Here is a 21,681-nt window from a genome sequence, read left to right as displayed (position 1 = left end):
CCTTCCAAAAAGATTTTTTTATACTTACAGAGGGTATGAAGAGGATAAATTACGAATTGAAGCAACGGACAATTACTATATGAGTATTTTTGACTAACTTTGCCCGACAATAATCATAATATTATCAGAAAGGAAAGATGATAGTCTGCATAGCCGAAAAGCCCAGTGTGGCACGCGACATAGCCGAAGTATTAGGTGCAAGAAACCGGAAAGAAGGATATATCGAAGGAAACGGATACCAGGTAACCTGGACCTTCGGTCACCTTTGTACACTGAAAGAGCCGCACGAGTATACTCCGTCGTGGAAAGCATGGAGCTTAAGCAGCTTGCCGATGATACCTCCCCGGTTTGGCATCAAGCTGATAAACGATCCGGGTATAGAAAAGCAGTTCCACATTATAGAAGGGCTGATGCAGCAGGCTGATGAGATTATCAACTGTGGTGATGCCGGACAAGAAGGAGAATTGATTCAACGGTGGGTAATGCAGAAAGCAGGAGCACACTGTCCGGTCAAGCGCCTGTGGATTTCATCACTTACTGAAGAGGCGATTCGAGAAGGGTTTGCCAGCCTGAAAGACCAGTCCGAATTTCAGCCGTTGTACGAAGCCGGCCTGAGCCGTGCCATAGGCGACTGGGTATTGGGAATGAATGCAACTCGTCTGTATACATTAAAATACGGACAAAGCCGTCAAGTACTTTCCATCGGAAGAGTACAGACTCCGACACTTGCCCTGATAGTCAAACGACAGCAAGAGATAGAGAACTTTAAACCTGAACCTTACTGGGAACTTAAGACTGTATACAGGGAAACGACTTTCAACTCTACAAAAGGTAAATTTTCTTCTAAAGAGGAAGGAGAGAAATTCCTGGAAACAGTAAAAAATTCAGATTTTACCGTGACCGATGTATCGGCCAAAAAAGGAACAGAAGCTCCTCCCCGCTTGTTCGACCTGACTTCATTGCAGGTAGAATGTAACAAAAAGTTCAGCTACTCGGCCGATATGACCTTGCAGCTTATCCAGTCGCTTTACGAGAAGAAAGTAGCTACTTATCCACGTGTAGATACAACTTTTCTAAGTGATGATATTTACCCCAAATGTCCGAATATTCTTGCCGGACTGAAAGATTATGCAGGTTTTACAGCCCCGTTAGCCGGAAAGAAACTACTTAAATCAAAAAAAGTTTTCGATAACTCAAAAGTTACCGACCACCATGCCATTATCCCTACCGGAGTACAGCCTCAGGGACTGACTGACATGGAAAAGCGTGTATTCGATCTGATAGCACGCCGTTTTATCGCTGTATTTTATCCGGACTGTAAATTTTCTACAACTACGGTATTGGGAGAAGTCGATAAAGTGGAATTTAAGGCAACCGGAAAGCAGATTCTGGAACCCGGATGGAGAGTAATTTTTGCCAAAGAACAGCAGGAAGAAACAAAAGAAAATGAAGAAGAACGTGTACTTCCTCTCTTTACCATAGGGGAAAGCGGACCTCATACTCCCGATTTGACGGAAAAATGGACCCAGCCCCCCAAGCCTTATACCGAAGCCACTCTGCTCCGTGCCATGGAAACGGCTGGTAAGCTGGTTGACAATGACGAATTGCGCGATGCCCTGAAAGAAAATGGTATCGGCCGTCCGTCTACCCGTGCGGCTATCATCGAAACACTTTTCAAGCGTCACTACATCCGCAAGGAAAGAAAAAATCTGATTGCTACTCCAACAGGAGTGGAACTGATACAGCTTATTCACGAAGAGTTGCTAAAATCGGCAGAGTTGACCGGTATATGGGAAAAGAAACTTCGTGAGATAGAACGCCGCAGTTACGATGCCGCTACATTTCTTACCGAACTGAAACAGATGGTAACAGAAATTGTATACAGTGTACTTCGTGACAATACCAACCGCCGGGTAACTATCATGCCCGAAGATACACCCGAAAAAGGAACTCCGCAAGCAAAAACAAAGAAGAACAGCTCTTCGAAAACAAAATCATCGGATACCGAAAATGATGCATCTCCAGCTAAACCTAAACGTACACGTAAAGCGAGTGGCAATACCAATAAAGAGAAAACACCTCAGGCTGAAACTCTTTTTTCGGTATCAACAGAAGGTAACGAAATAAAAGGAGATGAAATAATAGGTACCCTCTGCCCACTCTGCGGCAAAGGGCATATTATCAAAGGGAAGACTTCCTACGGGTGTTCGGAATGGAAAAATGGATGTACTTTCAGAAAACCATTTTAAGATTTTCCGGCAAATAACCGCTACGTATACGCCATTCCTGTGGATAAAGATTGTTGGCACGATTTCCGATGTTCTTTACAAAGCCCAAAGGGACATCCTGATATGCTACCAAAACATATCCACGGGGTACTCCTGCATCCAGTACAACCGCTTCTTTTCTTAAATAGGCAATAGCCTGTTCGTACGTCAGGTTTGCTACGGGGAAACAGTCTTCACAGCGCCTTGTCGACATAGCCAGCGAATGGTCGGGAATACAATCCTTCCCTTTCAGCTCGGCTACCGTTACTCCGGCATGCAAGACTTTCAAAGTAGACTTTATCATTTCATACAAATCCTGATATGCTACAGGAAAAACCGTTACGATATTGTTATCTACTGTCCATAAATAGTCTTCCGGACGGTTTACCCATGCCTTAACATCCTTCGGACATGCCACCGTCTGTCCACCGGCTTTCTGTCCTTTTTTCTTTTTATCTTTTTTCAGACGCTTTCCCATACAGTCTGAGGAACTTAACGTATCATCTTCATTCTTACGAAGCACAGCCAGAAATAATCCCTCTCCTACCGTACGGTGAGGCAGAAAGCGATATACCGGAAACTCGCCACCGGTCAGATTCCCTGTAATGTTCCATTCCTCACCAACCGCAACAGGAAGAATTTCAGCTCCCAGTTCACGGGCAATCCATGACACATTATCTTCGTTCTCTTCACGGTTATATGTACATGTACTATAAATCAAGAAACCTCCCGGTTTCAGACAAGGCCAGATATCTGTCAGAATACGGCGCTGCCGCTGCCAGCAGATATCGACATTTTCCACACTCCACTCGTCTACCGCTACCGGATCTTTGCGGAACATCCCTTCTCCGGAGCAAGGTACATCAGTCAGAATCACATCAAACACAGCTTGCAGTGGAGCAAAATCAGCCGGATCATTATTCGTAACAACGACTCCTTCATCTCCCCATTTTATCAGATTTTCTGCCAATACCTGAGAACGGTTTCTCATAACCTCATTGGCTACCAGCATACTGCCTTCAGGCAAAACCGAACGGGCCAGTGTAGATTTTCCTCCCGGAGCAGCACAAAGGTCGAGCATAACAACAGGTTCGTGTACATACTGGCGCAAAGCTTGTTCCACAAACATGGAAGATGCTTCCTGCACATAATAACTTCCGGCATGAAACAAGGGATCGAAAGTAAACGTAGGACGTGTACTCAGGTAATATCCAGTTTCGCACCAGGGAATAGAAGTACTTTCAGCAGGAACAGACTTACATTTATTCCGGTTCAAGCGAATACTTACGGGAGTATCATGCTGTAAAGCTTTAGCTAATTTTTCAAACTGTTCTTCTCCCATCAAACTGCGGGTACGTGTAACAAAATCGGAAGGAAGGTTCATATAAATAATGTGTTCGATATGGTTTTCGTGCTGCAAAAATAAGATAAATAGCATTTTCCCCCAAGATATTTTCTATACCTTTGCAAATAAAAATAAAGAAACTCATTCTAATGAAACAATATTTAGACTTACTACAACGCATCCGCACGGAAGGTGTCAAGAAAGAAGACCGTACCGGAACTGGTACGATTAGTGTATTCGGACATCAGATGCGCTTCAATCTGGAAGAAGGTTTTCCGCTGGTAACAACCAAAAAGCTCCATTTGAAATCGATTATCCACGAACTACTCTGGTTCCTGAAAGGTGATACCAATGTAAAATATCTACAAGAAAACGGTGTACGTATCTGGAATGAATGGGCCGACGAAAATGGTGACCTGGGACATATTTATGGCTATCAGTGGCGTTCATGGCCTGATTATGAAGGAGGATTCATCGACCAGATTTCGGAAGCAGTGGAAACCATCAAGCACAATCCTGACTCAAGACGAATCATTGTCAACGCATGGAATGTGGCCGACCTGAAGAACATGAATCTTCCGCCTTGCCACATGTTTTTCCAGTTCTATGTAGCCAACGGACGCCTGAGCCTGCAAATGTATCAACGTAGTGCCGATTCGTTCCTCGGAGTGCCGTTCAATATTGCTTCGTATGCCTTACTGTTGCAAATGATGGCTCAGGTTACCGGACTGAAGGCAGGAGATTTTATACATACGATAGGTGATGCACACATCTACCTGAATCACCAGGAACAGGTAGACTTGCAACTAACCCGCAGCCCTCGTCCACTGCCTCAGATGCTTCTGAATCCGGATGTAAAAAATATCTTCGATTTCAAATACGAAGATTTCGAACTGGTAAACTACGATCCGTGGCCTCACATTGCAGGAAAAGTATCTGTTTAACCCATATAATCAAACATAAAAAATATGCTGTCGATTATCGTTGCTATCAATAAAAACAGAGGAATCGGATTCGAAAACAAACTGTTGTATTGGCTGCCCAATGACCTGAAACGCTTCAAGGCGCTTACTACCGGACATACCATCATCATGGGTAGAAAGACTTTCGAATCACTGCCCAAAGGCGCCTTGCCCAACCGCCGCAACATCGTGCTGAGCCGTAGCTGTCACGATTTTCCCGGTGCTGAATGTTTTCATTCCCTGCAAGAAGCTTTGGAACAATGTAAAGAGGAAGAAGAAGTATATATTTTAGGAGGAGCAAGTCTGTATGCCGAAGCGCTGCCTCTTGCCGACAAGTTAAACATCACCGAAATAGAGGATTCAGAAAAGGAAGCCGACGCATTTTTCCCTCCCATCAATTCCGAAGAATGGAAAGAAGTACAACGAGAAAGCCATTCTACCGACGAAAAGCATGAATATGCTTATCACTTTGTAGATTACGAACGTATCTAAAACAATAAATCCCCGCTTCATCGGCGGGGATTATCTTTTTTATCTCTTCTTTTTGAAAAAGTCTTTCATCAGTTGTGCACAGTCATCGGCAAGAATGCCTTTTACTACCACCGTCTTGGGATGTAAGGCATCGGGGGCATATCGCTGATAACCTCTTTTGTCATCTTCCGCACCGAATACCAGTTTACCCGTCTGTGCCCAAGCAATCGCTCCAGCACACATTACGCAAGGTTCTACCGTCACATAAAGTGTACACTCATTCAGATACTTGCCACCCAAAGTATTGGCAGCAGCCGTAATAGCCTGCATCTCCGCATGTGCCGTCACATCGTTCAGGGTTTCCGTCAGGTTATGCGAACGCGCAATGATACGGTCGCGACAAACAACAACTGCTCCCACAGGGACCTCTCCCCTGTCGGCAGCTTTCTGCGCCTCAATCAAGGCCTGCTTCATATAAAAAACATCATCAGCCATAAACTTATCTGCGCATATCGTGTTCCTTAAACAAAGTAGGATAATCGTCCTCCATATTCTGATGAATGAATGCCAATATCGTTTCACGAAGCCAGCGCGCCTTGTTCTTTATCTGGTAAGTTTCCAGATAACGGTCTACAATCTGCACTTCTTCTTCACTCATCAAACACACCATCCGCCGTTTGCGTGGCGGAACCGATGGAGGTACCTTTTTTCTTTTTTTTCCGTTATTCATCATTGCAAATACAAAATTAGTACACTTCAACCAAATACAAAACAGAAAATGCGTATTTTTGCAAAAAACAAAATGGCTAAACACAATGAACTAGGGAAAGAGGGGGAAAACGCAGCTGCCGAATACTTAATGAGCAAAGGATATAGCATCCGTCACCGCAACTGGCATTCCGGCAAGAGAGAACTGGATATTGTTGCACAAAAAGACGGTGAACTGATTGTCGTTGAAGTAAAAACCCGGCGAAACGAAGAGTTCGGCAAGCCTGAAGAAGCTATCACCGACCGGAAAATAAGAAATATCATCATTTCGACTGATACATATATCAAAAGATTCGAAATAGACCTTCCGGTCCGCTTCGATATTATTACAGTAACGGGCACAGAACCTCCCTTTCATATAGAACATATCCAAGAGGCATTTCTGCCTCCCGTTTGGTAAAATTGTAAAAACAGAAAGTTTAAAAGCTATGGATATAGAAGCACTCCGTCAATATTGCTTAAGCAAGAAAGCCGTAACAGAATGTTTCCCTTTCGACGAAACAACCCTTGTATTTAAAGTGGTAGACCGCATGTTCCTGCTGGTTGACCTGGAACATCCAGACTGTGTCAGCATGAAATGTAATCCGGATTATGCCATCGAACTGCGCGAACATTATAACGGAATAGAAGGAGCTTATCATTTCAATAAAAAGTACTGGAATCAGGTCGCCTTAAACAGTGATGTGCCCGACAGCCTCATCCGCGATCTGATAGATCATTCGTACGAAGAAGTCGTCGGGAAGTTCACGAAAAAACAACGTGATGTTTTCAATAAAATATCAGCAAGTTTTCAGGAAAATATCAGCATATTTTCCGAGCATCTTCCTGAACCTATTTTTTTACATGAAACCACCTCGACAAACAGTTATCTGGACGAACTGTGCAACAATTCTTCCGTAGAAGAACTGACCAGCGTTTATACCGATTTTCAGACAGCCGGACGAGGACAGAGAGGCAACAGCTGGGAGTCGGAAGACGGAGCAAACCTGCTTTTCAGCTTCGTACTTTATCCCGACTTTCTGGAAGCCCGGAAGCAATTCTATCTTTCACAGATTACAGCCCTCGCACTGCAAGAAGTTTTATCGCAATACACCGACGGAATCCGCATCAAGTGGCCCAACGATATTTACTGGAAGGACAAAAAAATATGTGGTACACTGATAGAAAACGACCTGACAGGCATACACATCAGTCGTTCTATTTCGGGGACAGGAGTCAATCTGAATCAGGAGCGTTTTATAAGTGACGCCCCCAATCCGGTATCGCTTTTCCAGATAACCGGACAACGCTACGACCGTAAGGAAATACTTCATCAATTGATGGAGCGTGTGGCTCACTACTACACACTTCTGAAAAACGGAGAAACCGAATTGATTGCCTCACGCTATCAGGACGTGCTTTACCGTAAAGAAGGTTTCTATCCCTACACAGATAAAGACGGAAGTTTCCGCGCCCGCATCTGTGGAATTGAGCCATCCGGAGCTTTGATTCTGGAAGACGAAAGCGGGAAAAGAAGAGAATATATGTTTAAAGAAGTATCTTTCGAATTATAACTTCAGCACATGTCACCAACCAGCCAGCGAATACTGCATATAGCCATACCCTCTATTATTTCAAATATCACAGTACCTCTTCTAGGACTGATAGACGTAACCATTGTAGGACATCTTGGTTCGGCTTCTTACATCGGAGCCATAGCCGTAGGAGGCATGCTGTTCAATATGATTTACTGGATATTCGGTTTCCTGCGGATGGGAACAAGCGGCCTGACGGCACAAGCCTACGGAGCACACGATCTGAAGGAGGTAACCCGCATCCTGCTGCGTTCTACTGGTATCAGCCTGATGCTGGCACTAGCTCTTCTCATCCTGCAATATCCGATACGTCTGATAGCTTTTGAACTGATCGACACAAGCGCCGAGGTACAACAACTTGCCACGCTGTATTTCCATATCTGTATCTGGGGAGCACCTGCCACACTGGGATTGTATAGTTTCTCAGGATGGTTTATAGGTATGCAAAACTCACGCTTCCCGATGTTCATTGCCATTACACAGAATATCGTAAACATAGTTGCCAGTCTGCTTTTCGTATTTGTATTCGGCATGAAAGTGGAAGGAGTTGCCCTGGGAACCCTCATTGCACAGTATGCCGGACTTTTCATGGCTTATCTGCTCTGGCTGCGTTATTACCGTCCTTTACGAAAATACATCAGCCGTAAGCAACTCTTTACTCATGATGCCATGAAACGTCTGTTTCAGGTGAACCGGGATATATTCCTGCGTACACTCTGCCTGGTGGCCGTTACAGTATTCTTCACATCAACCGGAGCTGCATTCGGCGATGTTGTTTTGGCTGTCAATACATTGCTGATGCAATTGTTTACGTTATTCTCTTACATCATGGATGGATTTGCCTATGCAGGCGAAGCGTTGACCGGAAAATATATAGGAGCCGGAAACAGGCAGGAATTACGACGCACTATCCGTCATTTGTTTGGCTGGGGAATTGCCTTATCGCTAGCCTTTACTCTGCTGTATGGCATAGGAGGAAAAGAATTTCTAGGTTTGCTTACAAACGAACAATCGGTTATCTCTGCGTCGGGGGATTATTTCTACTGGGTACTTGCCATCCCTCTTGCAGGATTTGCAGCATTTCTGCTAGACGGTATCTGCATCGGAGCCACTTCCACCCATATCATGCTGAAAGCGATGGTTGTAGCTTCGGGAAGCTTTTTCCTGATTTATTACAGCCTGCATAACGTATTGCATAACCATGCGCTATGGCTGGGATTTATCGTTTATCTGGCATTGCGTGGCATCATGCAGGCACTATTGCTTAATTCTTCCAGTCTTCGTACTGCCAGATGATGCCTTTTTTCTGCTGCTTTCCGATACCAGAACAAAGCTTTTTCCATATCCGGTGTACCTGTCCATCCTTCCTCGTAGGCTTGTCCGATACGATAAAGCGCATAGATATCTTCCGATTTTCTATATGCCTCGAAAGCCAGAGGAAGAGATGACGGCAGCTCGCCGCACCCTTTTCTGTATAAATCTCCCAAATTAGTAGGGGCATACAAATGGTCTCCCTGAAGATAAGCCTGCTTGAACCAATACTCTGCCTTCAGTCCGTCGCGTCCAACACCGATACCTTCCTGATAAATGGTTCCCAAATCATTCAAAACGACTCCTGCAACTTCCCTGCCCGACTGATAGTCTTCACCCAGTTTAAGCAGCATCTCCGTATCTTCACGAGAATAACTTTCCCACGTTTCCGCTCCGTCAATTTGCCACGATTTCACCCTGCCTATCGATATATGCTGGGGAACGTCAACTTCCGTTTCCAGGTCTTCCCGATTACGGTCTTCTTCCAGTTCTGCATCTGTCGCCTGAGGAAGCAAGCCATTTCTCATGATATACTGTATGTAGCCATAAATCCGCGGAGTTGAAGAATGCAGATTAACCCCATATTGTGCCAGCAAGTCTAAGGAAATATATCCTACACCCTCCAACGGAAATCCCACATAATAGCGGGGAAACACAGACAAGGCGGACTTTAACATAGCGACCTCTTCCCCGATGGAGTCTTCAATCCAGGACTCATCGTATACACGATAAGCTGTTCGACCTGCCGATTCGGGAATAGCCAATGATTCATGATTGAGATGCTGACATAAGCAATCGGCCAGATATGGAAAGAATTTATAATCGCTATAAGAAGCAAGTCCGTCTATCATAACTTCATATTCATCCGGACCTTCTGCTATGACAAACAAAGTAGTGGAAATCCCCGGACGGCTGAAATAGTAATAAGAACGTTCTTCATCATACCCTTCAAACTCAAAACGCACAGGAACATCCAGTTCATGCAAAAAAGCATCCAGATTCAACCTTTCCGACGAATGTATACAGACCGATCTCATGCTTTTTCTTCCTCCTCAGTACCATCCAACAGATATTCTTTTCGGAACATATCGAGGAACAACAAAAACAAAGAAACCAGCAACGGACCGAAAATAATTCCCATAAAGCCAAAAATAGGCAGTCCGGCAACTACACCAAAAATCGTAATGAGCGGATGGATGTTTGCCATTTTCTTCTGAAGGAGAAAACGGATCAGATTATCACACTGGGAAATTATAATACCTCCATATCCCAAAAGGATAAGCGCATTGATCCATTCGCCCATTATCAGGAAGTAAATGGATACGGGAATCCAGATTAAGGCAGTACCTACCAATGGAATAATAGAAGCAAAGGCTGTAAGCAAAGCTGTCAGATAAGGATTGGGAGCATCACATAATAAATATCCTCCTAACGAAATAATTCCTTGTATAACAGCCAGCAATGGTATACCTATCGCATTAGAACGAACCATCAGCTGAATTTTATTCAACACTTCACGCTTATTGCTTTCTTCAAAGGGCATGATCGTAGATACATAATGTTCCATTTTCCGACCTTCCCAAAGCATGAAAAACATCAACATAATAGCAACAGCCAAGTTTACAATAAGATCACTTACACCTGTCATGATTTTCTGGCCAATAGACGATGCCTGTACAACCATAAATGACAAACTTTTCTCCGACAGCAAATCGAATCCCGTACGTTCTTCGATGATGTCAATAACCTGATGAGCCGGCTGGATAATGGCCTGAGTATCGAAATGCATTCCTGAAATCTGACTTACAATAGCCCAACTGAACAGCGACACCGGAATCAGAATAAAAAGTGTAACGCCGATAGTTATCATCCACACAGCCAGCAAAGGTTTTATCTTCGTCTGAAGCCAGTTGGAAAAGTTACGCAACAAAATATATAAAGTAAATCCTCCTAATATCCCGTTCATAAAAGGCTGAGCCTGACGAAATAACAATATTCCTAACCCTATGATGAAAATAATTAGAGAATATTTCCAGTATTGTTCTTTCATACCTAATAAGTTCCGTTTTTAGTTTGTAATAAATATATTGTATGCTTGGGGCAAAGTTACGGAAATATACTTATCAGCAAGTGATTTACAATTGAATTTTCAATGAAAAATTACCGGAAATTAATATTCTGAGAGCCTTGTTACTTTATCTGCTTAATTCCAACAAAATCCCTGTAATAAATTATACCTAGTACGATTTTCAAATCATGAAACAACTTTAAACAAACAAGAGTGATAGCATGAACAAAAAGGTCGTTTATGGTAACCGTCATATATACTTCCCAGCATAAAACAAACGTCCCATAAACGACCCGGCATTGACTATCAACATATAGTCAAATGCCTCAACCACTTAAAAAATACCTAATACCTAGATATTTTTTTCAACATTTTTATTCTAATCCAACTTCATCGACAAAAATGAAAGCAGGTCGGCCGCTTCCCCAATGCCATGAAGGAATCTTATATTCCGGCTTCGCTATAATCTTGATATAACGCGCACTTACTGTATCAAAGTCCACTTCATGTTTGTAAATACCATTTTTATCTTTTGATGTGACAGCCGGATAGTCGACGGTCTTTAATTCTTTATAGATTTTACCATCGGCAGATGACAATACAGAAATACTTCTTACGTCCAGGATTTCTTCACCAATCTCTACATAAGTACGTACCCAAGCTTTATGGACAGAGGTTTCTTGTTTCAAATCGACAACCAGCTCCATGTCATTTTTGTAAAATGCAATCCACCTGCCAGTTCTGTAATTAGGTGTTCCACTCAAACCATCAACCAACGTATATTCACCATTATATTTATACTTTTCATTGATTGGTTGTAACAATATCAGCGGTTTGGCAGTAGCCTTGTTAAAATCGATCTTTTCTGTAAGTACGGCACTCTTAGCATTACGACGTATCGTAACAGCCTTTAAGACACAACTTTCCTTTAAAGCGAGCGTATCAGTATATTGCTGAGATTTTTCTGTAGGTTCACTACCATCAAGCGTATAATAAACAGGAGAATCTCCTATAGCTGATAAAACAACCTTTATGGAATTATCTGTATAATCAGTAATATACTCAGCCTTGACATTGAAGACATGTTCGGCATAATTATATCCGTTATCATCATACACTGATATCAGCTTCGGCAGACGCTGCAAGAAATTATCGTAGTTTTTCTTTTCCGGAAGAGTCCACTGAACTTCTGACAAAGCAGCCAGACGAGGTAATTCCATATATTCCAACTGACTATAAGTAGGAATATATTCGGTCCATAAGTTAGCTTGCACACCGATAATATGAGCAGCCTCCTCTGGTGTCAGACTCTTATCTACCGGTTCGTAGCTATATACTCTTTCTACAGATACATATCCTCCGATAGCCAAAGGCTCATTCTCTGTATCTATCGTCTGATAATAATCAAAATACAGATGCGAAGCTGGAGTCATGATAGCGTCATTGCCCATCTTGGCAGCCTCAATGCCACCTTCGCTGCCTCTCCATGACATAACTGTAGCTGTAGGCCTCAAGCCACCTTCCAATATTTCATCCCAACCTATAATTTTACGTCCTTTTTCATTCAGGAACTTCTCTGCATATCCAATAATATAAGACTGCAATTTCTGTTCGGCCGTATGTTTAGCATCAGACTTAATTCCCAAAGCCTTAATACGTGCCTGACATTTCGGACATTTCTGCCAACGTACCTTTGGGCACTCATCTCCTCCTACATGAATATACTCAGAGGGAAAAACTTCAACAATTTCGCCCAAAACATCTTCTATGAATTTAAGCGTTTCATCATTACCCGCACACAGGACATCCTCAGATACTCCCCACTGCTGCCATACTTCATACGGTCCACCCGTACATCCCAGATAAGGATAGGCAGCTAAAGCAGCTTGCATATGTCCTGGCAAATCAATTTCCGGAACGACTGTTATAAATCTTTCCTGAGCATATTTTACAATATCACGGGCTTCATCCTGAGTATAAAACCCTCCATATTCTACATTATCATATTCTCCCGAATTACGTCCTATAACAGTCTTTGCACGTTTAGAGCCAATAGTCGTAAGTTCCGGACGTTTCTTTATTTCAATTCTCCATCCCTGATCGTCAGTAAGATGCCAATGTAATCTGTTTATATTATGCAAGGCAAGCATATCTATAAAACGCTTAATAGAATCTGCCGGAAAGAAATGACGCGAAACATCCAAATGCACTCCACGATATGAAAAACGCGGAAAGTCATTTATCTCTACTGCCGGATACACTACATTTCCATGTTCCGTATCAGCCATAGCCTTACGCAAAGTCTGAATCCCATAAAATACTCCTGCTGCTGAAGCACCTTGTATGCAAATATTATTATCACCAACAACCAGGCGATATGCTTCCGGGTTCTTATCATCCAGTCCGGTTGACAAAACAATTGCATTCTTCTCTACTTTCTTATCTGTAACGTCCAGTTTCTTGCCTGTCTGTCCAGCTATATACCCAGACAAAAACTCAGCATTACGTTTCATAGCCTCATCACCTTCAGGATATACAATAGAAGTCGTACCTGCTAGTTCAAAACCCTTATCCGATGAGATTTTTTCAACATGCTGTGGTAAAGGAATAATATCAAAATCGGCCTGAACAGTCTTCTCACTCGTACACGAATAAAAAACACTTCCCCATACCAAAAGAACTAATCCCGTAATTATATTCTTCTTCATACAGAACTTTATTAAAAAAATTAAGAGCAAACTCAATATAATACATAAAAAAGTCTGCTCTTAAATAACTTAATGTGTAACTAAAAAATAAATGCAGCTATAATATTAGTTCGCAGTATAGATATAGAATTTTGTAATATCTACTCTAGACGGAACCTCAATCATCTGATACTTCAAGTAACGAGTTGCAACTGTGTATTTAAATGCAATATCATGATAAGCACCTGATGTTGCAACTTGTCCCATAGATTTCCAAGAAGAACCATTTTCCGAAGTAAAGATTTCAACTTTAGTCGGACAATAGCCTCCTCCCCAGTGAGAAGTCTGAATACCTGTAACATTCTTTACTTCTTTTAGATCGACAGTAAGCCAGAATGGAGTACCATTAGTAGCAACATCACCACCTCCTTTACCATTCACAGAATTAGCAGCTGCATTCTCTACTCCATCCATAAAAGTAAATACCCAATTAGTGATATCTGTATTCAAAGTACTATTTTCCGGAGCCTTTCCAAAGAATAATAAATCTTCTTCTCTTTCTTCCTTCTTTTGAATCTTTACAGAAAGTGACTTATGCAAATCAGAAAGAACAACATCCGAAGCAACTGACTCAATTCCTGCTACATTAATATTTAATGTATATTCAGCAGCTTCTGAAACAGAAGCAATATCCGACCAATCTGTGATAGATATAGAAACTGGTTCTGATTTTGTACTACCAGCTTTTATCACAGCTTTATTTGACGACATTGTTATTTTTTCTGAACTAATTCCTTCACATGTAGCACTTATATCTACCGTAATATCATTACTAGCCGCTTTCTGTATAGTAGCCATCACATCCATAGCCACTGTACCCTCAATCTCCTTTCCTGTAAAATGGTCCAAAGTTACAGTTTGTATAGGCTTCAGATAATTCGTCGGCAACAGAGAAACATATGTCATATTCCATTCATTTACCGCATTCTCATCATCATCACTACATGAAGAAAACGGAATGATGCAGCTCGAAATAGCCGCAACTAATATATATCGTAAAAACTTTTTCATATTATTAAGATTCTTTTCAAAGGTACTATCCTCTAAATCGGGATAGCACCTTTATGTTAACAAAATAATTATTCAGGCCATGCTGTAGATTCATCTGTAGATAAAATATCGTGAACCCAAACAACATCTTTAGAAGTAGTTAAAGAATGATTATGTCCTGTAGCATCAACAAAGTTCTTACCTTCTCCTTCATTCAAGCGCCAGTATGCTTCCAATCCTTCAGAACTTGGACTAACTTGTACCATACTATTCTGAATCTGAACGGCAGAACGTGCAACAGACCAGATACGAGCTTCACTTACTAAGATCTTACAGCTTCCCCACCAGCCACTTTGGTTACCATCACCATCGGTAAACCAATTTATACTAGTAAATGTTCTACAAGGATCTGAGCAAGCTAATGTACCACTATCTACACCGTTAACATAAATCTTGTAGTTCATACCATCAAATGTCACAGCCAAATGCTGCCATTTGTTAACTTCAAAATGATGACTTGGGTTAACATAACCATTATGCAACTGAATCTGAACTTGAGAATGCAAAGGATGATCAGGATTTTCAGCATTCGGGTCTTCGAAACGTAACAAAATCATTCTACCTTGTCCATCACTTGTTGAGAAGACTGCACGGTTACGATTATCTGTATCACTCACCTGGAAACGTACTTCAATGGTATACTGAGCATAAGTTTCCGGATTATCAATATAGCTCTGTGAGAATAGTTTTGCACCTCCAACAAACATTGGGGCAGAGAAACGAATAGTACTTTCTGCTAGAATAACAAAGCTACCAGTATTATCCATTGCAGGCAAAGCTCCATCTTTGGCAACCAAACGTAAAGGTAAAGCGTAAGACTCGCCCGATTTCATCATTTCATCAGAGAAAGCTTCCAAAGTAATTTCTGTTTTCTCTGCATTGTACTCACCAGCTTTAACCAATATATCTTCCGGCAATATATACTGACCTTCAGGCAAGGTAATGTAACTTGTTCCATTCTGTCTATTAAACTCATCCAGAACAGAAGGATCTACAACTAATTTATAATGATTATCAGTAGTTGACAAATCACTCAAATGTATGTTCAAGGTTGTTTTACTTTCACCATCTACACTGACATTAACCTTCGAACTAGTACCAGACAATGCTTCTTTAATAAATGCATGAGTATCTAATACATCATATTCAGCATTATCGCAAGATGTAAAAGCTCCCAATCCAGCAATAACAGCTGAAAGAAGCCATATTTTTATATAATTTTTCCGTTTCATAAATTATTTCTCTTATTTTTTTAATAATGTGTGACTAGAAGGATTCATTATCTGAATAGCATTTCGCATATTCTTATATTCAGGATTTGTTCCAAATTCAGCTTCCATACGATAAGCTCCGACGCCTGCTTTCTGGAAACCGTTACGTGGAACCCAACGAGCCATGCCTTCTAATGACTTCATTTTATTTCCATAACTATCAGTAAAATCATATCCACCATTCATAGCAATATCTACTGCTTCAAAATTTTCAGTCATTATAGTCATATTAGTAACCTTCTCTTCACCTAATTCTTCGCCAAATGTAGAAATCAGAGCAGGTCCCCAAACATTTCCGTCAATCAAACGACCATTCAAATTACCATCCCCAGAGCAACTATAAGCCTGAATAATGAAATAATCGAAATAATGTCCAATTTCCGGTCTGTCTGTTATTCTCTGAGGCTCTCCGTCTATAACCAACAGCTTTCCTGTTCCAGATTTAGGTCCAAAGTACTTACCTAATTCATCTACAAAAATGAAAAAGTTATTATTATCACTCTGTTTGACAATATTACCATGATAAGGTCCAGCAACGGGCTCATAGTCAATATCAAACCCATCATATCCATACTTATTCAAGGTATCAGCTACAGCTCTGGCATACGTACGGATTGCATTTTCTACAGCTTCTGCATTACTTTCATCTTCAGGCCATCCCCAAAATTCATTAATAGCATCCTGTTCACTGGCATATCCATTTTCTTCCCAGTTGGCAGTAACAGATTTAGGAGTCATACCTTTGCCAATATTATCTATAATAGAGCAATATATGATTTTAGTACCTTTTACCTGCTGTACAAACTGCATATCTCGTTTTTGAGCATCAGATAAATCCAAGCCATTATCCCAAATAGATACAATATCCATACTATCCGGGATACCAGCTAAAGATGTTTTCATAAAAGCACCTTCAGCATTCCATCCACTATACCATCCGAAAGCAACCTGATGATCAGTCTGCTTATACGCTCTTAATGCAGCATAATATTCTTCAGATGTAATTTCTTCAGGAAAGCTCTCTGCTTCGGTTTCTGTCCAATCGCTACAGCTTGCTACAAAAGGAGCGGCTAAGGAAAGTAACAATGCGTATATATAATATCTCTTTTTCATAGATTATTTCTTTTTTGAATATTCAATTAATTTTTCTTTGCCCATTTCAAATCAGTAGCTTCATTGTCAGCGCCACCCAATTCAGCTACACCCTGATTATAGTTTGCTGTATTATTCTGCGCTTCTGTATATGGGAAGCTCAAACGACGCATACCTCTTATACTACTTACGCCACAATCGGAAAGATTATCAATGCAAGGATAAAGTTCAGGATAACCTGTTCTACGATATTCAGCCCATGCTTCCATACCCAAAGGATAATTGGCAATCCACTTCTGAGTAATAATACGCTGGAAGTTTTTACCTGTAAGCGAATTATCGTTGTCATCCCATTTCACAGATACTGTATTAGTAATAGAAGCCGGTGCGTTTTGTACATCATCACTAGCATGTGATACGACAGGAGCTTGATCTATAGCTAAATAATCATCAGCAGCTACAGTATATTGTTCCATAGAAAGATTAATACCTGTTTCATAATATTCCTTAGCAGATTTATTACCAACATTCCAGCCTCTTAAAATACCTTCTGCACGTAAGAATGCTGTTTCTGCAGCACAAAATACCAGCAACTTATCAGATCCAGAAATGGCAGGTGTAGAGAAAGCAGAAGCAGCTCCTTTATCAAAATTGCTATCACCTGTACGCATACCGACATACTGATCTGTTTTGCCTGTCATAGTCGACTTATTAAAATACTTAGGCATACGAGGATCGTTATAAGCATTCATATAATCGACAATATTAGCATTTACACGCAAGTCACCCCAGCTGACAGCAGCCAATTGATAAGGATTAGTCTGTGTGCCACAGTCCATCATAGCATTGTCAGCATTAGTTTCAATTAATCCAGCCTTATCGGCAACAGCAGCCTCAGCTGCTTCCTTTGCCATATCAGGCCAAGCATTACTGATACGCATTGCAACGCGTAAACGCATAGAATTGGCCAATTTAGCCCAACTTGCATAATTACCGCCAAACACCGGATCATTTGAACCTAGAGGAGCAAATCCACTTGTACCTACATAATAGTCATAAAGTACACTTGCAGCATTTGCCAAGTCTTCCAAAATATGCTTGTAAACTTCTTCCTGAGAATCGTAAGCTACATAGAAATTACCTTTCTTTACCTGACTATAAGGAAGAGGACCATAACAGTCTGCTACACGCAACATGGTAATGGCACGAATCATGCAAGCAAATGCATAATAATGACCTGTAGAATTTGTTGCTTCCTGAATTTGGAAAAAGTTTCCATAAATCTTTTCAAACGGAGTATTCCATGGACCTGCACTCCATGCATCACTTGGATTGAATGTTCCAAAGTTTGTTCCACTCCATGTATTAGAACAACAAAGATAACCGCCTAACTGTCCTACCATCTGATCCATCATCTGAGAATCATTCTGCTGAATATTGACAATAGTTTCAATCATTGATTTCATCAGTGTAGCAGGATCGGCCTCATGGATCTGATACTGATTAGTATTATATTCTTCAAATTTATCGGTACAACCTCCTGCCAACATCAGTAAAGCTGCTCCCAATGTTATATGTTTCAAATAATTTTTCATAACGTGAATCTCCTTTAAAATTAGAATTGAACTTTTACATTAAAACCAATATTACGCAAACTTGGCTGCATAAAATAGTCCACATTCATATAATAGTTACTTGAAGTAGCTGCAGACAATTCTGGATCGAAAGGAGCTTTACAATAAATCATCCACAAGTTACGTCCTACAACACCTAAAGTAACATTAGCTACATTCTTAAACCATTTTTTAGGCAGAGTATAGTTCAAGCTCAATTCCTGCAAACGTACATTTGTTGCACTATACAAATAATAGCGAGCATATCCACCTTCACCTGTACCAATTGTCTGATAGTATTTCTGAGCATCAACCATACCATTATTAATAGGAATACCACCATTATCACGAGCTGTAGCAGAAGCTTCAGATACACCGTAATAATCCAAAATACCTTGTGTTGCTGAATAAGCCAATCCACCAACTCGAGCAGATAAAACAACTCCTAAATCAATACCTTTATAAGTAAAGTGGTTAGTCCATCCCAAATTGAAATCTGCATCCAAATCTCCAACTTTAGTCGGCGTAGAAGAAGATGTCATTGAAAGATTTCCATTCTGGTCTACTTTAATGTTACCATTGTTGTCACGAGTTAACTGATTGTATACATAAATATCAGTCATTGAACCACCTTCTGTCAAAATAACGCGGGGAGCAACATTTTCTTTTCCTAACCAACCAACAGGCATATTATCCATTTGAATTTCTTCTCCTGTTACAGGATTTATACTACCACTAGCCAAACGTACAACTTTATTACGGTTCAATGTGAATGTTGCATTTGAAGACCATCCAAATCCAGCCCATTCATCCTGGAAGCCAAGAGCTAATTCCAGACCTTGGTTTTGTACGTTACCAGCTTGTACAATCGCTTTATTATAACCAGAAGAAGAAGGTATATCAACCTTAAATGTTTGATTTAAAGTATTTGACCGATAATAAGTTGCATCTAAATTGAAACGGTTTTCCCAGAACTTCAAATTAAGACCGATTTCCCAAGACTTAGTCTTTTCTGGTTTCATATTATCCATCGGGTATACAGTCGGATTTTCCCAGTTGTGAGTTTGAGCATTATATTCATAACCAGGATTTGTCAGATAACGATCAAATGATGAAGCTACAACTGTATATGAACCACGAACCTTTGCATAAGTAATAACCTCTGGCAGTTCAAACATCTCAGACAATACAGCAGACAAACCAACTGATGGATAGAAGAAAGAAGCCTGATCAGAGAAAGCTAATTTAGAATCCCAGTCATTACGCCCTGTTAATGTTAAATACAACTGATTTCTCCAGCTTAACTCAGCACTGGCAAATACACTCTGAATTTCATCTTTGTATCCTTGAGGATCCGGTTTGTAGTTAGCAGAGAAGTTAATGTTATTAATTTGGAAGAAATTCGGAATAATCAAGTCACCGGCAAGGAACAATTCATCCATCGAAGTATGATAGATAGATGCACCAAAGTTTGCATTCAGTCTAAACTCACCAAAAGTTTTATCAATATTACCTAAAACATCAGCATACAGCGAACGTTCCTGGCGCATTGCATCTTCCAAACCACCATTCACACCACAGAAAGTAGTAAGAGTAGAAGCCGATTTTTCATTACGGTTACGATAATCTGAGTTATCCAAATTTACACGTCCTGTAATATTGAACCAATCGGTAACTTTCCATTTTAAAGAAGCACTCAACATATAACGTTTCTTTTCAGAAGTACGCAAAATTTTATTTTGAATCCAATACGGATTTTGTAAAGACATACCACCATCACCATATGGCCAATATTGCCTCATATATCCATAATCTGTATCATAACGTTCATACAAACGGATTTCATCGAAGTTATCACCACGAGGGAATAAATACAGAGCTGGCAATGGGTTGTAATACTGTCCCTGTGACACCATATTCTTATTATTCTGAATAATGTATTGAGCACCGATGTCCAAAGTCAAACGATCATTCAAGAAGTTTGTTGTATTACGAGCCGTAAAGTTATAACGGTTATAACTATTATTAGGAAGGATACCATCTGAATTTGTTGTAGATGCAGACAAATAAGTCTGGTTCTTTGAATTACCTGTAGATAAAGCAATTGAGTTAATGATGTTTGTTCCTACATTGAAGAAATCCGAAGGATCATATCTGTTAGCTGTAGCAGCTCCCCAGCTAAACAAACCAGAACTTGTACCATAACGATTTTGCATTTCAGGCATGATATATGCCTTAGAGAAAGTTGTACTGTTTGATACTGTAATATTAGTTTTTTCAGTCTGACCTTTCTTTGTAGTAATCAATACAACACCATTTGCAGCAGCAGAACCATACAAGGCAGCAGCAGAAGGACCAGTCATCATACTAACACTGGCAATATCATCCGGGTTCAAATCGGCAACAGCATCAGAGCCCCCCATATCACCGTACTGACCTTCACCACCACTCGAACCTGTATTAAAGATAGGCACACCATCTATTACATACAAGGCATTGTTATCCTTTGTCAAAGATTTCATACCACGCATAACGACACGAGCAGCACCACCGGCACCAGTTGCACCGCTACTGATTTGTACACCAGCAACTTTACCAGCCAAAGAATTCATAAAGTTCGCATCTTTTACAGCAGTCAAAGCATCACCTTTCACTTCCTGCACATTATAACTCAAAGCTTTCTGTGAACGCTTGATACCTAAGGCAGTTACGACAACCTCATCCAAGACTTCTGTGTCTTCCTTCATTACAATCTGTCCTAACTGAGGACGAACTGTCATTGTCTGAGTCTTATAGCCGATATAAGAAATCTCAAGAGTTGCTCCTTCATTCACAGACAAGGTAAAATTACCATCAATATCGGTAATAGTACCGTTTGTTGTTCCAACTTCAAGGATACTTACGCCAATCAAGGGCTCACCCTTTGCGTCAACTACCTGACCTGTTGTGGTAACCTTTGCCACTGAACTCGATGACAACGATTCATTTGATACTGAACTGCTACTTGATGAAGCATACAATGCTGCATTATGACCGGAAGCAATCAGCAAGAACAAGAGTAATTTTGATAATTTACTTCGTTTCATAGATTAAGATTTAATTTGTTATTAAAAAAGGTATCCTATTTTTTAAAGCAGATGCA

17 protein-coding genes and 1 pseudogene are annotated in these 21,681 nt (G+C 40.7%); 7 read left to right on the top strand and 11 right to left on the bottom strand.

Annotated elements, in window-relative coordinates; genetic code table 11:
• The first annotated feature begins 137 nt into the window (after positions 1–137).
• A complete protein-coding gene (locus ACDG22_RS07550) occupies positions 138–2,249 on the top strand; it encodes a DNA topoisomerase 3 (RefSeq protein ID WP_270230211.1) in 2,112 nt (703 codons plus the stop codon).
• Here the strand turns inward: ACDG22_RS07550 and ACDG22_RS07545 are convergent.
• Positions 2,233–3,651, bottom strand: a complete 1,419-nt coding sequence (locus tag ACDG22_RS07545; protein WP_370858854.1) for a methyltransferase RsmF C-terminal domain-like protein — start codon at positions 3,649–3,651, stop codon at positions 2,233–2,235. The two genes, ACDG22_RS07550 and ACDG22_RS07545, sit on opposite strands and share 17 nt — an antisense overlap.
• 110 nt (positions 3,652–3,761) lie before the next feature.
• Here ACDG22_RS07545 and ACDG22_RS07540 point away from each other — a divergent pair, with 110 nt between their 5' ends.
• Complete coding sequence (locus tag ACDG22_RS07540; RefSeq protein WP_022126068.1) at positions 3,762–4,556, top strand: thymidylate synthase; 795 nt, start codon at positions 3,762–3,764, stop codon at positions 4,554–4,556.
• Between the two features lie 24 nt (positions 4,557–4,580).
• A complete protein-coding gene (locus ACDG22_RS07535; protein WP_270243062.1) occupies positions 4,581–5,066 on the top strand; it encodes a dihydrofolate reductase in 486 nt (161 codons plus the stop codon).
• Positions 5,067–5,105: 39 nt separating this feature from the next.
• On the opposite strand, the gene ACDG22_RS07530 is transcribed toward ACDG22_RS07535, so the two are convergent.
• Positions 5,106–5,540 carry a nucleoside deaminase gene (locus ACDG22_RS07530; RefSeq protein ID WP_118483390.1) on the bottom strand — a complete coding sequence of 145 codons (435 nt, stop codon included), beginning with the start codon at positions 5,538–5,540 and terminating at the stop codon, positions 5,106–5,108.
• 4 nt (positions 5,541–5,544) lie between these two features.
• Positions 5,545–5,778 (bottom strand): hypothetical protein, encoded by a 234-nt coding sequence (locus tag ACDG22_RS07525; protein WP_007566785.1) that lies wholly within the window; start codon positions 5,776–5,778, stop codon positions 5,545–5,547.
• 69 nt (positions 5,779–5,847) lie between these two features.
• Between ACDG22_RS07525 and ACDG22_RS07520 the strand changes: the two genes are divergently transcribed.
• From ACDG22_RS07520 to ACDG22_RS07505, 4 genes and pseudogenes are all read left to right on the top strand, one after another.
• Positions 5,848–6,213 carry a YraN family protein gene (locus tag ACDG22_RS07520; protein WP_040311829.1) on the top strand — a complete coding sequence of 122 codons (366 nt, stop codon included), beginning with the start codon at positions 5,848–5,850 and terminating at the stop codon, positions 6,211–6,213.
• A gap of 28 nt (positions 6,214–6,241) precedes the next feature.
• A pseudogene (locus tag ACDG22_RS07515) lies at positions 6,242–6,529 on the top strand (MmcQ/YjbR family DNA-binding protein); the annotation flags it as partial.
• A gap of 84 nt (positions 6,530–6,613) precedes the next feature.
• Positions 6,614–7,366 carry a biotin--[acetyl-CoA-carboxylase] ligase gene (locus tag ACDG22_RS07510; protein ID WP_278676564.1) on the top strand — a complete coding sequence of 251 codons (753 nt, stop codon included), beginning with the start codon at positions 6,614–6,616 and terminating at the stop codon, positions 7,364–7,366.
• Positions 7,367–7,375: 9 nt separating this feature from the next.
• A complete protein-coding gene (locus tag ACDG22_RS07505; RefSeq protein ID WP_370858833.1) occupies positions 7,376–8,683 on the top strand; it encodes an MATE family efflux transporter in 1,308 nt (435 codons plus the stop codon).
• On the opposite strand, the gene ACDG22_RS07500 is transcribed toward ACDG22_RS07505, so the two are convergent.
• The 8 genes from ACDG22_RS07500 to ACDG22_RS07465 all read right to left on the bottom strand — a co-directional run bounded on the left by ACDG22_RS07500 (position 8,614) and on the right by ACDG22_RS07465 (position 21,625).
• Complete coding sequence (locus ACDG22_RS07500) at positions 8,614–9,735, bottom strand: tetratricopeptide repeat protein (RefSeq protein ID WP_270243066.1); 1,122 nt, start codon at positions 9,733–9,735, stop codon at positions 8,614–8,616. The genes ACDG22_RS07505 and ACDG22_RS07500 overlap by 70 nt on opposite strands.
• Positions 9,732–10,748, bottom strand: coding sequence for an AI-2E family transporter (locus tag ACDG22_RS07495; RefSeq protein WP_022126074.1), 1,017 nt, complete (start codon positions 10,746–10,748; stop codon positions 9,732–9,734). The genes ACDG22_RS07500 and ACDG22_RS07495 overlap by 4 nt, the downstream gene beginning before the upstream one ends.
• Before the next feature lie 392 nt (positions 10,749–11,140).
• Positions 11,141–13,474 (bottom strand): glycoside hydrolase family 20 protein, encoded by a 2,334-nt coding sequence (locus ACDG22_RS07490; protein ID WP_370858832.1) that lies wholly within the window; start codon positions 13,472–13,474, stop codon positions 11,141–11,143.
• Between the two features lie 105 nt (positions 13,475–13,579).
• Positions 13,580–14,524 carry a DUF4999 domain-containing protein gene (locus ACDG22_RS07485; RefSeq protein WP_118483379.1) on the bottom strand — a complete coding sequence of 315 codons (945 nt, stop codon included), beginning with the start codon at positions 14,522–14,524 and terminating at the stop codon, positions 13,580–13,582.
• A 68-nt stretch (positions 14,525–14,592) separates the two neighbouring features.
• Positions 14,593–15,795, bottom strand: coding sequence for a DUF1735 and LamG domain-containing protein (locus tag ACDG22_RS07480; protein ID WP_022126185.1), 1,203 nt, complete (start codon positions 15,793–15,795; stop codon positions 14,593–14,595).
• 12 nt (positions 15,796–15,807) lie between these two features.
• A complete protein-coding gene (locus ACDG22_RS07475; protein ID WP_022126186.1) occupies positions 15,808–16,947 on the bottom strand; it encodes a glycoside hydrolase family 18 in 1,140 nt (379 codons plus the stop codon).
• A 26-nt stretch (positions 16,948–16,973) separates the two neighbouring features.
• Positions 16,974–18,521 carry a SusD/RagB family nutrient-binding outer membrane lipoprotein gene (locus tag ACDG22_RS07470; protein WP_007566807.1) on the bottom strand — a complete coding sequence of 516 codons (1,548 nt, stop codon included), beginning with the start codon at positions 18,519–18,521 and terminating at the stop codon, positions 16,974–16,976.
• Between the two features lie 20 nt (positions 18,522–18,541).
• Entirely contained in the window at positions 18,542–21,625 is a 3,084-nt protein-coding gene (locus ACDG22_RS07465; protein WP_022126187.1) for a SusC/RagA family TonB-linked outer membrane protein, read from the bottom strand.
• Positions 21,626–21,681: the final 56 nt, after the last annotated feature.

It is taken from the genome of Phocaeicola coprocola, assembly GCF_041333015.1.
Classification (GTDB): Bacteria; Bacteroidota; Bacteroidia; order Bacteroidales; family Bacteroidaceae; genus Phocaeicola; species Phocaeicola coprocola.
This window is presented reverse-complemented; position numbering and strand designations above follow the sequence as displayed.

Excerpts from the sequence above, each read along its gene's own strand:
- ACDG22_RS07495 (WP_022126074.1), bottom strand. The coding sequence starts at position 10,748 with ATGAAAGAACAATACTGGAAATATTCTCTAATTATTTTCATCATAGGG.
- ACDG22_RS07490 (WP_370858832.1), bottom strand. The coding sequence starts at position 13,474 with ATGAAGAAGAATATAATTACGGGATTAGTTCTTTTGGTATGGGGAAGT.
- ACDG22_RS07470 (WP_007566807.1), bottom strand. The coding sequence starts at position 18,521 with ATGAAAAATTATTTGAAACATATAACATTGGGAGCAGCTTTACTGATG.
- ACDG22_RS07545 (WP_370858854.1), bottom strand. The coding sequence starts at position 3,651 with ATGAACCTTCCTTCCGATTTTGTTACACGTACCCGCAGTTTGATGGGA.
- ACDG22_RS07520 (WP_040311829.1), top strand. The coding sequence starts at position 5,848 with ATGGCTAAACACAATGAACTAGGGAAAGAGGGGGAAAACGCAGCTGCC.
- ACDG22_RS07535 (WP_270243062.1), top strand. The coding sequence starts at position 4,581 with ATGCTGTCGATTATCGTTGCTATCAATAAAAACAGAGGAATCGGATTC.
- ACDG22_RS07540 (WP_022126068.1), top strand. The coding sequence starts at position 3,762 with ATGAAACAATATTTAGACTTACTACAACGCATCCGCACGGAAGGTGTC.
- ACDG22_RS07475 (WP_022126186.1), bottom strand. The coding sequence starts at position 16,947 with ATGAAAAAGAGATATTATATATACGCATTGTTACTTTCCTTAGCCGCT.
- ACDG22_RS07550 (WP_270230211.1), top strand. The coding sequence starts at position 138 with ATGATAGTCTGCATAGCCGAAAAGCCCAGTGTGGCACGCGACATAGCC.
- ACDG22_RS07530 (WP_118483390.1), bottom strand. The coding sequence starts at position 5,540 with ATGGCTGATGATGTTTTTTATATGAAGCAGGCCTTGATTGAGGCGCAG.
- ACDG22_RS07525 (WP_007566785.1), bottom strand. The coding sequence starts at position 5,778 with ATGATGAATAACGGAAAAAAAAGAAAAAAGGTACCTCCATCGGTTCCG.
- ACDG22_RS07480 (WP_022126185.1), bottom strand. The coding sequence starts at position 15,795 with ATGAAACGGAAAAATTATATAAAAATATGGCTTCTTTCAGCTGTTATT.
- ACDG22_RS07485 (WP_118483379.1), bottom strand. The coding sequence starts at position 14,524 with ATGAAAAAGTTTTTACGATATATATTAGTTGCGGCTATTTCGAGCTGC.
- ACDG22_RS07465 (WP_022126187.1), bottom strand. The coding sequence starts at position 21,625 with ATGAAACGAAGTAAATTATCAAAATTACTCTTGTTCTTGCTGATTGCT.
- ACDG22_RS07500 (WP_270243066.1), bottom strand. The coding sequence starts at position 9,735 with ATGAGATCGGTCTGTATACATTCGTCGGAAAGGTTGAATCTGGATGCT.
- ACDG22_RS07505 (WP_370858833.1), top strand. The coding sequence starts at position 7,376 with ATGTCACCAACCAGCCAGCGAATACTGCATATAGCCATACCCTCTATT.